This window comes from Streptomyces iconiensis (assembly GCF_028657195.3).
GTDB lineage: Bacteria > Actinomycetota > Actinomycetes > Streptomycetales > Streptomycetaceae > Streptomyces > Streptomyces iconiensis.
Genome location: NZ_JANCPR020000059.1, coordinates 47,169 through 59,852, shown reverse-complemented (window position 1 = coordinate 59,852; position 12,684 = coordinate 47,169). Strand labels below are relative to the sequence as shown.

Sequence of the window (12,684 nt, the reverse complement as noted above, 5' to 3'; positions counted from 1 at the left end):
GAGGAGAGCCGGGGGGAGTCCTAGAGGGGGGCGGAGCCCACCTCTAGCGGGGGGCTGTTGGGGGCGGAGCCCCCCGACGCCCGGCCGGCGAGGCCAACGGGGGCCAGGGGGCGAAGCCCCCATGTTGAACGGAAACGGGCTTCAAAAGACAGGAACCACAACAGCGGGTCCCGGGGCGCAGCCCCGAAGCAACGGGCCAGCGGGGGCGAAGCCCGCGGAACAACAACGGGGCACGGGGCGAAGCCCCGAACTCAGCCCCGGGCAACCCGCAACCCCCGAGGCACCAGCACACGCTGCAACAACGCCAACACCCCATCCGCGGCCAAAGCGAGGACGGCAACCCACAGCGCCGCAGCAATAACCCCTTCAAGCCCATACGTGGCCTGCCCGAGAACGATGTCCCCCAGACCGCCCCCACCGGCGACGGTGGCAAGCGTCGCACTGGAGATGACGTAGACAACCGCGATACGCACACCAGAAAACAACAGCGGAAGCGCAAGCGGCAGCTCGACCTTGAAGAGGATCTGCGCCGGAGTAAGGCCCATGCCGCGCGCAGCGCGCACCATGTCCGGGTCGACCTGATCGACAGCCAGGTACGCCTGGCTGAGAATCGGCGGTATCGCCGTAATCAGCAGCGCGATGGCGATATTGGTGAAGTTGAGGCCAAAGATACCGAGCCCGATCGCGATGACGGCGAGATTGGGCAGCGCGCGGCCGATGTTGGAAATGCTGGTGGTCAGGAACTCGCCCTTGTGCAGATGGCCCAGCCACAGCCCGAGCGGCAGCGCGACGGCGAGCGAGACCGCGACGACGATCGCGCACATCCAGACGTGCTGGCCCGTCTTCTCCAGCAGCAGGGAGAGCTGGTCTCCCATGAAGGTGAAGGAACCGAGAAACGTACCCATGACTTACGCCCTCCTCGTCCGCGCCCACGGGGTGAGCAGTCGTCCGGCGAGGACGAGCGCACCGTCGGCGGCGAGCGCGAGCACGACGGCGAGCGCGCCCGCCCCGATGAACTGGGTGTTGAACGGCGACTGGAGCGCCTTGAGGATGAGCGAGCCGAGCCCCTTGTCGACGACGTAGGCGGCGATGGCGACGATGCCGATCGTCATGACCGTCGCCACCCGCAGGCCCGCGATCAACGAGGGCACGGCGAGCCGCAGTTCGACCTTGAAGAGGATCTGCCGCCGGGTGAGCCCCATGCCGCGCGCGGCACGTACGGCGTCGCCCGGCACCTCGCGCAGACCGGTGAGGAACGTGGTGAACAGCAGGTAGATGCTGTAGAGCACGAGCGCGATCTCGACGGTCAGCACCGAGAAACCCGTCACGGGGACGAGGAGCTGGAAGAGCGCCAGCGGCGGGACCGTATAGAGGAACGAGGTCACGGCCGAGACGGGCGCGGCGAGCCAGCCCTTGAAGTGGCACAGGACAGCGGCGGCGACGGCGAGAACGAAGCCGAGGACGACCGCGATCAGGGTGAGTTCGAGGTGCTGGAGCAGAGCGGGCCAGAACAGGTTCCACCAGTGGTCGGTGAACCAGTCGGCGCAGAAGGTCGCGTCGCTCGCCACGCACGCGCTGGGGTCCCCGAAGTCGGGGATGACGGGGCCCGCACTCACGCCGCGCCCGCCTTCCGCACGGCGTCCAGCGAGGCCGTGCCCAACGCCTTCGCGCCGCCGGGCCCTTCGCCGCCTTCGCCGCCGGCGCCGACTTCACCGCCGCCGCCTCCGTCGCCGGACTCCATCACGCGTACGGCGTCGGTGCCCTCGGCCACCATGAGGGAGAGCGCGGCGCGCAGGCTCGCGTCGGCGCCGATGGCGGGCAGCGCCGCGTCACCCGAGGTCGCGGGCGTGAGGTCCAGCTCGGCGAGGCGGGTGAGGGTGAGCCGCTTGAGGCCGCGGTCGGCGCCGACGAAGCGGGCGACGAACTCGTCGGCCGGCTCCTTGAGCAGGGTGCGCGGGGTGTCGTACTGCGCGAGCTTGCCGCCCTCGCGGAAGATCGCGATCCGGTCGCCCATCTTCACGGCCTCGTCGATGTCGTGGCTGACGAAGATGACGGTCTTGCGGATGCGCTCGTGCAGCGCCAGGAACTCGTCCTGCACACGCTCCCGGGTGATCGGGTCGAGCGCCCCGAACGGCTCGTCCATCAGCATCACGGGCGGATCCGCCGCCAGCGCCCTGGCGATACCGACCCGCTGACGCTGGCCCCCGGACAGTTGCGAGGGGTAACGCCTGCCGAACTCGGCAACCGGCAGCCCCACCAGGTCCAGCAGTTCGGCGACCCGGTCCTTGACCCGCCTCTTGTCCCACCCCAGAACCTTGGGGACGGTCGCGATGTTGTCGGCGATCGTCAGATGCGGGAAGAGCCCCGTCTGCTGGATGACGTAGCCGATGGAACGCCGCAGCTCAATCGGATCATGGTCCGTGATGGACCGGCCCCCGATCCTGATGTCGCCACCCGTGATCTCGGCCAGCCTGTTGACCATCATCAACGCGGTCGTCTTACCGCTGCCCGAGGGCCCCAGCAGCACGCATATCTCGCCCGCGGAAACGGTCAGCGACAGGTCGTCGACCGCGGGGGAAGCGGCGTTGGGATAGGTCTTGACCACATGGTCGAAGACTATGTCCTGCGCGGAAGCAGGCGTTTTTTCCGTACTCATGGGGGGTGGGTTCTCCTTGAATGAACGTCGGCCCGCGGCGGCGGCTCTTCTCCGCAGCGACGGCGAGAGAGCCGACGTACCGGACCGGCGGTGCCGAACCGGCCGTCAGGGGCGGAAGGCGGCGGGAGGCAGCGGAAGCGGCCGGGCACGCACACGTGCCGCCGTCACACCGGCCGCCTCACATCGCAAGACCGTCGGACCGGCGGACTCACAGCAGATGGTTGGCCTTCAAGAACTTCTCGGCGACCTCACTCGGCGTGAGCCGCACCGTGTCGACGGCCCTGTTGAGGTCCTGCACGGCCTTCTCGGTCAGCAGCGCGTTGATCGAGTTGAGCGTCTTCGCGAACTCGGGCCCCTGCTCCTTGAGCACCTTCTTGTGCACTACAGGGGCGACGTTCTGGAACCCGTAGAAGCTCCGGTCGTCCTTGAGGATCGTGTAGTTGCCGCGCGCGAGCTGGGGGTCGGTGGTGAAGACGTCGGCCGCCTCCACGTCGCCGTGGTCGAGCGCCTTGTACTGGAGGCCGATGTTGAGCGACCTGACCTTGGTGTCCTTCAGGCCGTACTTCTTGACCATCTCGCCGTAGCCGAACGCACCCGCGATGTTGTCGGGGTACTCGGCGAAGCGGACGTGACCGGCCTTGTTGAGGTCTCCGATGGTCTTCAGCCCGTACTTCTCGGCGAACGCGGGCTTCACCGCGACGGCGTTCTTGTTCTGGAACGGCGTGGGCGGCAGCATCGTCAGCCCGCGCGTCTCCTGGTACTTCTTCGCCTTCTCGAACGTCTCGTGCGCCGAGTGCGGGATCGACTTGTCGCGGGCGAGCGACTGGAGGATCACCCCGGTGTACTCGGGGTACAGGTCGATCTGGCCCGAGGTGAGGGCGCCGTCGATGATCTCGGTCGAGCCGATGTTGGACTTCAGCTCGACGTCGTAGCCGGCCTTGGTGAGGGCCTGCTTGTACATCTCGCCGATGATCCACTGCTCGGTGAACTGCTTGGCGCCGATGACGACGGTCGGCCTGCCGCCCGTCGCCGAAGCGGCGGCGCGCCCACAACCGGTGAGCGCCAGCAGCAGGCCCAGCGCCAACAGCGCAGCCGCCGCCGCGTAACCCTTGCTGTGAGCGCGCGCGAGGCTCCGGGAACCGGCCACCCGCGCGAGGTTCCGGGAACCGGAATCCGCAACCCGCGCGGCGAGGCTCCGGGAGCCGGGCAGCGGCCTCACACCTGGTCCCTGGGTACGGAGAACGTCCATGTACGCGCGAAGACTTGGCGTTCTGCCGCGCCCTGCCCCTCGTACGCGGTGAGCGTGTTGACGACGAGGAAGTCGCTCTCGTCGGCCGTCATCCGCGACCGGGTGTGCACGCGGGTGACCCAGTCCGCACGGCTGATCGCCTCGTCGCGCTCGCACTCCACGACCGCCGAGAGGGGGTCGCCCTCGGTGAGGCGGAAGCGGTTGAGGTCGGAGCCCGTACGGGTCAGGCCGTCGGCGTGGTCGACCATCGTGCCGTCGGCCGGAGTGGTGGCGATCGTCTGCTCGCCGGTCTCCAGGTCGTAGGTGACCGTGCGGTCACCGGGGATGCCGCTCATTTCGATGCTGTGCGGCGGTCCGCCGCGCGGCGGCGCGAACGGGCGCAGCGCCTCGTCCTCAGCCGGCCGGGGCGGACGCACCGGGAGGGTCAACTCGCCGTGCGCGGCGTCGAGTTCGACGGTCACCCGCTCCGGCGACGGCCAGGCCCACGGCCACAGCGAGGCGGAGACGGAGACGCGGATACGGTTGCCGGCGCCGAAGGCGTGGCCGATCGCGAAGAGCGGCACGGTCACGTCGTAGGCACGGCCGGGCTCCAGCGGCTGCGGCTCGGCGTGCCCGTCCCTGTGGGTGAGGTTGAGCAGTCCCGTGGTGGCCAGCTTGGAGGAGCCGTCGGGGAAGACCTCGCACAGCCGCACGGCGAGCTGCGCCTGCGGGCGGTCGCTGGTGACGCGCAGGGTGACCTCGGGGGCGCCCAGAATCTCCACGGTCTCCGCGAGTACGGGCCCGGTGAAGGTGTGGGAGCGGCCGTCGTCGGCCGCCTGATCGCCGTACTGGCCGGGGATGTCACCGAACTTGAGGAAGTCGCCCGAGGGCGCCCCGATCGCCAGCGGCGAGCGCAGCAGCGCGCTGCCCTCGTGGCCGCCCATTCCGGTGAGCGGGATACGGCGGGCCTCGACGCCGGGCGCCGGCCAGGAGGGCTCGGCGATCCAGCGCCCTTCGCGGGTCTCGCGGTCGGAGCCGAAGGGTGCCGACTGGGGCATCCAGGCACGCAGCCGGGGCTCGTCCATGATCCCGTTGTCGGCGCCGTGCATCCAGTGGTCGAACCAGCGCACGCACTCGCCCTGGAAGTCCATCGCGGGGCCGGGTTCGGCCTGGTGGGGGTAGGTGTGCGCCCAGGGCCCGATGAGGGCCTTGGTGGGGGCCTTCGCCTGGTCGAGGTTCTCCATCAGCCGGAAGATCGCACCCCGGTAGGGGTCCAGCCAGCCGCCGACCGCGTAGACGGGGACCTGGATGGCCGAGTAGTCCTCGCACACGGAACCGTGCTCCCAGTAGGCGTCACGCCGCTGGTGGGAGATCCACTCCTCCGCGTAGGGGACGGTCTTGTCGAGCCGGTCCAGCCACTCCTGGCGCCAGGAGTCGCCGAGCACGGCCGGGTCGCCGGGGCGCGCGTTGTAGGCGAGCATCGTCGCGGCCCACGGCAGCATCTCGGAGGCCAGCAGGGAGCCGCCCGCGTAGTGCACGTCGTCGGCGTAGCGGTCGTCGGTGGAGCAGACGGTGACGATGCAGCTCAGCTGCGGGGGCTGGAGCGCCGCGATCTGGAGCCCGTTGAACCCGCCCCAGGACTTGCCGATGATCGCGACCTGTCCGTCCGCCCAGTCCTGCTGCTCGATCCATGCGAGCACTTCGAGCGCGTCGTCCAGCTCGGTCTGGTGGTACTCGTCCAGCATCACGCCGTCGGAGTCGCCGCTGCCCCGGCAGTCGACGCGTACGGAGGCATAGCCGGCCTGCGCGAACTGGCCGTGCAGGGTCACGTCGCGGGGCGCCGTCCCGTCGTTCTTGCGGTACGGGATGTACTCCAGCACGGCGGGCACGGGACCACGCGCGTCGGCGGGCAGCCAGACGCGGGCCGCGAGGCGCGTTCCGTCCTTGAGGGGGATCCATACGTGCCGCAGTACCCGGACCGCATGGGTCCGGGCGCTCTGTGCTGTCTTCGGCTGACTGCTGGTGGGGCGGGCGGTGCTCATGGGTTGGCACCTTAGACGGAGGCTAGGCGCCGATCTGTCTTGTATGCCCGGATTTCCGCTTGTTGTTCAGCGATGAACAACAACACAGGAATGAGCCACCGCAGTCTGGGTAAACGCGCCTTCGACTGCATACCCATACGAGCCGAGCGCCACGCTGTACGCGCCGCGACTCCCCAGCTCAGAGCGGCTCCCGCCACCAAGCGTACGGCGCCCGTAACGCTCCTCGCGAGGTTCCGCACAGACGACTACGTCACTCCGCTCCCCAGGCGTCTGGCCGAGAACCGGCGCTACGAGGCCGGGCGGCGGGCCCGCCAGAGGAGGTAGAGGGCGCTGGCGCCGGCGGCGCAGCGCAGGAGGAAGGGGAACGTGTCGCCCATGGCGGTGCGCATCGCGTCGCCGCCCGCCGCTATCGGCGCGCCCCAACGCCCCTCCGTGCGGCCCCAGAGCCATACGGCGGTGGCGGCGAGTACGACACCGGGCATGCCGAAGGCGGCCCATTTGGCCTCGATGCGGCTGAGTTTGGGCGACCACCAGGCGGCCAGCCAGCCCAGGGCCAGCGGTACGAAGGAGCCGGTGACGGCGCCCGCGACGAGGAGCGCGGCGGCGGTGAGTTCGACGAAGCCGCCGCTGCGGGGGCCCGATGCGGCCTGGGGTACCCGCTTGGTGAGGCCGCGCCGCAGCAACGAGGCTCCGCGCCGTGCGGGCGAAGCGGGCGCCTCGGCCTCCGTCGCGGGCTCGGGCGTCTTCGCGAGCGCGGGCCCTGGTGGCCTGGCCTGCTCGTCGTCGTCGCCCGTCGGCGGCTTCAGGATCTCCGGCAGCTCGATCCCGCCGACGAACCCGGGTACGGGCTCACCCGCCGCCACGCCACCGCTGCCGCCCTGACCTGCCCCGTACGGGCTCGGGTCCACGCGCCACCAGTCCGGATCGGATTCCTCGGGGCCCAGCTCGTCCATGCTCGCCAGGTGCGGCGACGAGGCCCCGAACGCGGCGCTCGGGCCCGTCCGCTGAGGTGGCAGCACGGGCTCTTCCGGTGCGGGCGCCTCCCGTTGGGCCTCACGCTCCCGCCGTGACTCCCGCCGGGTCTCCCGCCGTGGCTCCCCGGTCGCGTCCCGCTGCGAGGGCACGGCGGACGAAAGGGCGGGCCCCACGCCGCCGTTGGCCGCCGCCACGACGTCCTCGGGCCGGCCGAGGCGCCCGAGGATCTTCTTCACGGCGGCCTTGCTCTCCACTCCGCCCTCAGCGGCGCGCGCCTTGTCGATCTCACCGCGCAGCCCGCCGACGAGCTTGGCCCGCTCGGCGGCCGTCATGCGCGTGCTGTGTGCCAGATCACCGATCCGGCTCAGATAGTCGAATACGAGCTGATCGCTCTCGATCCCCACCAAGTCCCCAACGGCTGCTCGCTCGTCAACGCCTGCTCGCCCGTCGCCAACGCCTCCGCACGACGGTACCGCGTGCGCGCGCCACCTGGGGACCTGCCGGCCGGAGGCCGGGCAACCTCCCGGCCGTGGTCCGGGGAGCCTCCCGGCCGTGGCTGGGGACGTTCCCGGCCGTGGTCCGGGGAGGATCTTCGGGGGTCCGGATGTGATCTTCTCCGGGGCCGCGTAGAGATGTCGTACGGCCCATGGCCCGCGCGGCGGCCGGGGAGCGGGGCGGCAGCTACCGTTGGGGGGATGAGCAGCGAGCAGAACGGTGACCGCCCACAGCGGCAGGACACACGGCCGCCGGGGCCCCGTACCCTCGCCGAGGACCTGCGGGAGCGCGACGACGGCGCGCTCGCCGCGCTGCTGCGTACGCGCCCCGACCTGCTCTCGCCCGTTCCGAACGACCTCACCCAGCTCGCCACCCGCGCCGGGACCCGCACCTCGGTGGCGCGGGCGCTGGAGGGGCTGGACCAGTTCACGCTCCAGGTCGCGCAGGCGCTGGCCGTGACGCCGGGGCCGCCGGGTTCCGGCGCTTCCCCGTCCGCTTCCGCTTCCGCCTCTCCCGCATCCGCCTCGTTCCCGCCCCCGTCTCCGTCCGCCGCGCAGGGTCCCCCGGACGGGATCACCGTGCGGGACGCGCTCGCCGGGCTCCTTCCGGGTGAGGAGGCCGCCGAGCGGCTTCCGCACGCGCTCGCCGAGCTGCGCGCGCGTGCGCTCGTATGGGGTGAGGAGGAGTACCCGCGCCTGGTCCGTACGGCCCGCGAGCTGCTGACCTCGCACTCCCCCACCGGGCTCGGGCCCACGCTCGCCGAGGCGGCGGGCGCCGTGAGGCTGTCGCCCGCGCGGCTCCAGGAGATGCTGGCGGCTGCCGGGCTGCCGGCCACGCACGACCCGGTGAGCGCCCTGGCCGCGCTGAGCGCGCTGTTCACGGACCCGGACCGGATGGGCACGCTCCTCGCCGGGGCGCCCGAGGGGACCGAGGCGGTGCTGCGCAGGCTGGAGTGGGGGCCGCCGTTCGGCACCGTCGACGCCGAGGCGCCCTCACCGCCGGTGGCCTGGCTGCTCGACCGCGCGCTGCTCGTACCGACCGGGCCCGCCACGTCGGACGCCTCGGGCGCACCCGGGAACGTCGTACTGCCCCGTGAGGTCGCCCTGTACCTGCGCGGCGGCCGGGCACACCGCGTACTGGAGCCGGTCGCTCCGCGCGTCGTACCGGCGCGTACGTACGGCGCGGCCGATGTCGACGCGGCAGCGGCGGGCCAGGCGCTCGCCGCGCTCGCCGCCGTCGAGGAACTGCTCACGCTGTGGGAGACCGAGCCGCCCCCCGTGCTGCGCGCCGGCGGCTTGGGCGTACGGGATCTGAAACGCGCGGCGACCGCGCTGGACGTATCGGAGCCGATGGCGGCCTTCTGGATCGAACTCGCCTATGTGGCGGGCCTGTTGGCGTCCGACGGCGAGGCCGACGAGAGGTTCGCGCCGACGCCCGCCTACGACGACTGGCTGCGGCTGCCGCCGGCCGACCGGTGGGCACGCCTGGCCTCCGCGTGGCTGCCAGCCACCCGCGTCCCCGGGCTGGTGGGCGCGCGCGACACGAAGGGCCGCGGGTACTCGCCGCTCGGCCCCGGGCTCGACAGGGGGCTCGCGCCCGGGGTGCGGCGGCGTGCGCTCGTCCTGCTCGCGGGGCTCGACCCGGGAGCGGCGCCCGACCGCGACTCCGTGCTCGAACGGCTGCGCTGGGAGCGCCCGTTGCAAGGCAACAGGGACGCACACGGCGACGACGGGCCCACCGCCCTGCGCGGCCAGCTCGCGCACTGGGCGCTCGACGAGGCGGACGCGCTCGGCCTCACCGGCAGAGGCGCCCTCGCCTCCCACGCGCGGCCCCTGCTGGAGGACGCGGCCCGGGGCCAGGCCGCGAAGGCCCTCGCACCCCACCTGCCCGAGCCCCTTTCCGAGGTGCTGCTCCAGGCGGACCTCACCGCCGTGGCGCCCGGCCCTCTCGAACGCGAACTCTCCGCTTTCCTCGGCGTGCTGGCCGACATCGAGTCCAAGGGCGGCGCCACCGTCTACCGCTTCTCGCCCGACTCCGTACGCCGCGCGCTCGACGCCGGCCGCACAGCCTCCGACCTGCACGCCTTCCTCGCCACGCACTCCAGTACGCCGGTTCCGCAGCCCCTCACGTACCTGATCGACGACGTGGCCCGTAAGCACGGCAGGCTGCGGGTCGGCGCCGCCTCGTCCTACGTACGCTGCGACGACGACGCGCTGCTCAACGAGATCCTCGCCGACCGCCGCGCCGCCCCGCTGCGGCTGCGGCTCCTCGCGCCGACCCTGCTGGCCTCGCCCGCTCCGCCCGACCAACTGCTCGCCCGGCTGCGCGAGATGGGGTACGCGCCCGCAGCCGAGTCCGCCGAGGGCGATGTGGTCCTGACCAGGCCCGACGCACACCGCACCCCGCCCCGTACGGCGCCGGACCCCCTGCTGGGGGCGCCCGCGGGGATGCCGGGTCCCGGAGGGAACCCGCCGCAGCCCGACGCGACGATGCTCGGCGCCGCCGTACGCGCCATCCGCGCGGGCGACCACGCCGCCACGCTCTCCCACAAGCCCAAGGCCCCCGCGTTCACACCCCCCGCCTCCCCGCACCACAAGGGCCTCCCCCGCACCGTCATGGCCGAGACCCTGGCCACCGTCCAGTCAGCGACCCTCAGCGGCACCCCCCTGTGGATCGGCTACGTCAACGCGGACGGCGCCGCCTCCCAGCGCGTCATCGCCCCCGTCAAGGTCGAGGGCGGCTTCGTGACCGCCTACGACCACACGGCCGACGAGGTCCGCACCTACCCGCTGCACCGGATCACGGGCGCCGCTGAGGTCGCGGAGGACTGAACACGGACGGCATGTTCGCCGGTGCGTTCGATGGCCCGCCGGATCGGGTGAACGTACCGTCGTATGCGGGACCACGACCCGCACAGCCATCCAGACTCATGCGCATGGGAGCAGTAATGGCCGTTGAAGAACCGGCAAGCGCCACCGAGGAGCACTGGGCGTTCCCGCCCGAGGCCGGGTGGACTTTCGACCAGGCGCAGGAACTGGACCTGCCCTTCAAGTGGGAACTCGTGGACGGGAACATCGTGGTTCGTGGGCGGGCGAAGGTATGGCATAGCTGGGTGCGGGACGAGCTCAGGGACGTTCTGAAGCAAGCGAGGACGAACCCGTACGTCGTGTCAGGCGAGCAGTGCGTGATGCTGGACGAGCAGAACGTCCGCGTGCCCGACCTCATTGTCTACGACCCCGAGGGGCTCACCCTCGTCCAGGCCGAGTACGTGCCCATCGCCAACGTCGCCCTCGCCGTCGAGGTCGTCTCACTCGGTTCCCGCGCCACCGACCGGATCACCAAGCCCGTCCAGTACGCGCAGGCCAAGGTCCCCTACTACTGGCGGGTCGAGCTGGAGCGTGACGAACAGATCGCGGTCCACGAGTACTGGCTGAACAGCGACACTCTCAGCTACTTCCCCGCCCCGTCCCACCCGGTGCACCGCCGCGAGCTGGCCACCGACCTCCCGTTCCCCGTCAAGATCGACCTGGCTGAGCTGACACGCTTTTGAGGCGGTGCTGCACACTGGACGTTTGGCCCCTCGTGGGTCAGTGGCCCCTCGCCCGTCCTCGGAAGGTGTGTGCGCGTGAACGGTGGTCCCCTCATCGTGCAGAGCGACAAGACTCTGCTGCTGGAAGTCGATCATGAGCAGGCTGAGGCGTGCCGGCGTGCCATCGCGCCGTTCGCCGAGCTGGAGCGGGCGCCCGAGCACATCCACACCTACCGGCTGACGCCCCTGGGGCTGTGGAACGCGCGGGCGGCCGGGCATGACGCGGAGCAGGTGGTGGACGCGCTGGTGCAGTACGCGCGGTATCCGGTTCCGCACGCGCTGCTCGTGGACATCGCGGAGACGATGTCGCGTTACGGGCGGCTGACGCTGAGCAAGCATCCCTCGCACGGGCTGGTGCTGGAGACCACCGACCGGCCGGTGCTGGAGGAGATCCTCCGCTCGAAGAAGGTGCAGCCGCTGGTGGGCGACCGGCTCGACGAGCTGACCGTCGCCGTGCACCCCTCGGAGCGCGGGCAGATCAAGCAGGTGCTGCTGAAGCTGGGCTGGCCGGCGGAGGACCTGGCCGGGTACGTGGACGGCGAGGCGCACCCCATCGAGCTGGACGAGGCGGGCTGGTCGCTGCGCCCGTACCAGAAGCAGGCCGTCGAGGGCTTCTGGCACGGCGGCTCCGGCGTCGTCGTGCTGCCGTGCGGCGCGGGCAAGACGCTCGTGGGCGCCGGCGCGATGGCCGAGGCGAAGGCGACGACCCTGATCCTGGTCACCAACACCGTCTCGGCCCGCCAGTGGAAGCACGAGCTGATCAAGCGCACCTCGCTGACCGAGGAGGAGATCGGCGAGTACAGCGGTACGAAGAAGGAGATCAGGCCCGTCACGATCGCCACGTACCAGGTGATCACGACGAAGCGGAAGGGCGTCTATCCGCATCTGGAGCTGTTCGACTCCCGCGACTGGGGCCTCGTCGTCTACGACGAGGTGCATCTGCTGCCTGCTCCGGTCTTCAAGTTCACCGCCGACCTCCAGGCCCGCCGCCGCCTCGGCCTGACGGCGACGCTCGTACGGGAGGACGGCCGCGAGGCGGACGTGTTCTCGCTGATCGGCCCGAAGCGGTTCGACGCTCCCTGGAAGGAGATCGAGAACCAGGGCTACATCGCGCCCGCCGACTGCGTCGAGGTCCGTGTCAGCCTCACCGACTCCGAGCGGCTGGCGTACGCGACGGCCGAGCCGGAGGAGAAGTACCGCTTCTGCGCGACGACCGACAGCAAGCGCAAGGTCACCGAGGCGCTGGTGCGGCGCCACGCGGGCGACCAGACGCTGGTGATCGGCCAGTACATCGACCAGCTCGACGAGTTGGGCGAGCACATCGGTGCCCCCGTCATCAAGGGCGACACCAGCAACGCGCAGCGCGAGAAGCTCTTCGAGGCGTTCCGGCAGGGCGAGTTGAGCTGCCTGGTCGTCTCGAAGGTCGCCAACTTCTCCATCGACCTGCCCGAGGCGACCGTCGCCATACAGGTGTCGGGCACCTTCGGCTCCCGCCAGGAGGAGGCCCAGCGCCTCGGCCGGGTGCTGCGCCCGAAGGCCGACGGGCACGAGGCCCGCTTCTACTCCGTCGTGGCCCGCGACACCATCGACCAGGACTTCGCAGCGCACCGCCAGCGCTTCCTGGCCGAACAGGGCTACGCGTACCGCATCGTCGACTCGGTCGACCTGCTGTCGGACGACGACGCGTAACCGTCCTCCG

General features: G+C 71.3%; 9 protein-coding genes. 3 read left to right on the top strand and 6 right to left on the bottom strand.

Annotated features, from left to right (window positions below; all coding sequences use genetic code 11):
• Positions 1-251: 251 nt before the first annotated feature.
• The 6 genes from NMN56_RS37405 to NMN56_RS37380 form a co-directional block, all read right to left on the bottom strand.
• The gene (locus NMN56_RS37405) at positions 252-905 is read right to left on the bottom strand and encodes an ABC transporter permease (protein WP_274045002.1); all 654 of its coding nucleotides are present in this window, start codon (positions 903-905) and stop codon (positions 252-254) included.
• Between the two features lie 3 nt (positions 906-908).
• Positions 909-1,616 carry an ABC transporter permease gene (locus tag NMN56_RS37400; protein ID WP_274045001.1) on the bottom strand — a complete coding sequence of 236 codons (708 nt, stop codon included), beginning with the start codon at positions 1,614-1,616 and terminating at the stop codon, positions 909-911.
• Entirely contained in the window at positions 1,613-2,656 is a 1,044-nt protein-coding gene (locus NMN56_RS37395) for an ABC transporter ATP-binding protein (RefSeq protein ID WP_274045000.1), read from the bottom strand. The genes NMN56_RS37400 and NMN56_RS37395 overlap by 4 nt, the downstream gene beginning before the upstream one ends.
• Before the next feature lie 208 nt (positions 2,657-2,864).
• Positions 2,865-3,803, bottom strand: coding sequence for an ABC transporter substrate-binding protein (locus NMN56_RS37390; RefSeq protein WP_274044999.1), 939 nt, complete (start codon positions 3,801-3,803; stop codon positions 2,865-2,867).
• A gap of 68 nt (positions 3,804-3,871) precedes the next feature.
• Complete coding sequence (locus tag NMN56_RS37385; protein WP_274044998.1) at positions 3,872-5,926, bottom strand: CocE/NonD family hydrolase; 2,055 nt, start codon at positions 5,924-5,926, stop codon at positions 3,872-3,874.
• Between the two features lie 287 nt (positions 5,927-6,213).
• A complete protein-coding gene (locus NMN56_RS37380) occupies positions 6,214-7,305 on the bottom strand; it encodes a hypothetical protein (RefSeq protein ID WP_274044997.1) in 1,092 nt (363 codons plus the stop codon).
• A 291-nt stretch (positions 7,306-7,596) separates the two neighbouring features.
• Here NMN56_RS37380 and NMN56_RS37375 point away from each other — a divergent pair, with 291 nt between their 5' ends.
• The 3 genes from NMN56_RS37375 to NMN56_RS37365 all read left to right on the top strand — a co-directional run bounded on the left by NMN56_RS37375 (position 7,597) and on the right by NMN56_RS37365 (position 12,674).
• Complete coding sequence (locus NMN56_RS37375) at positions 7,597-10,227, top strand: helicase-associated domain-containing protein (RefSeq protein WP_274044996.1); 2,631 nt, start codon at positions 7,597-7,599, stop codon at positions 10,225-10,227.
• Between the two features lie 104 nt (positions 10,228-10,331).
• Positions 10,332-10,946, top strand: coding sequence for a Uma2 family endonuclease (locus NMN56_RS37370; protein WP_274044995.1), 615 nt, complete (start codon positions 10,332-10,334; stop codon positions 10,944-10,946).
• A 75-nt stretch (positions 10,947-11,021) separates the two neighbouring features.
• A complete protein-coding gene (locus tag NMN56_RS37365) occupies positions 11,022-12,674 on the top strand; it encodes a DNA repair helicase XPB (protein WP_274044994.1) in 1,653 nt (550 codons plus the stop codon).
• The last annotated feature ends 10 nt before the right edge of the window (positions 12,675-12,684 follow it).

Bases quoted from the DNA above. Each gene is read 5' to 3' on its own strand.
- NMN56_RS37375 (WP_274044996.1), top strand. From the start codon at position 7,597: ATGAGCAGCGAGCAGAACGGTGACCGCCCACAGCGGCAGGACACACGG.
- NMN56_RS37395 (WP_274045000.1), bottom strand. From the start codon at position 2,656: ATGAGTACGGAAAAAACGCCTGCTTCCGCGCAGGACATAGTCTTCGAC.
- NMN56_RS37385 (WP_274044998.1), bottom strand. From the start codon at position 5,926: ATGAGCACCGCCCGCCCCACCAGCAGTCAGCCGAAGACAGCACAGAGC.
- NMN56_RS37405 (WP_274045002.1), bottom strand. From the start codon at position 905: ATGGGTACGTTTCTCGGTTCCTTCACCTTCATGGGAGACCAGCTCTCC.
- NMN56_RS37370 (WP_274044995.1), top strand. From the start codon at position 10,332: ATGGGAGCAGTAATGGCCGTTGAAGAACCGGCAAGCGCCACCGAGGAG.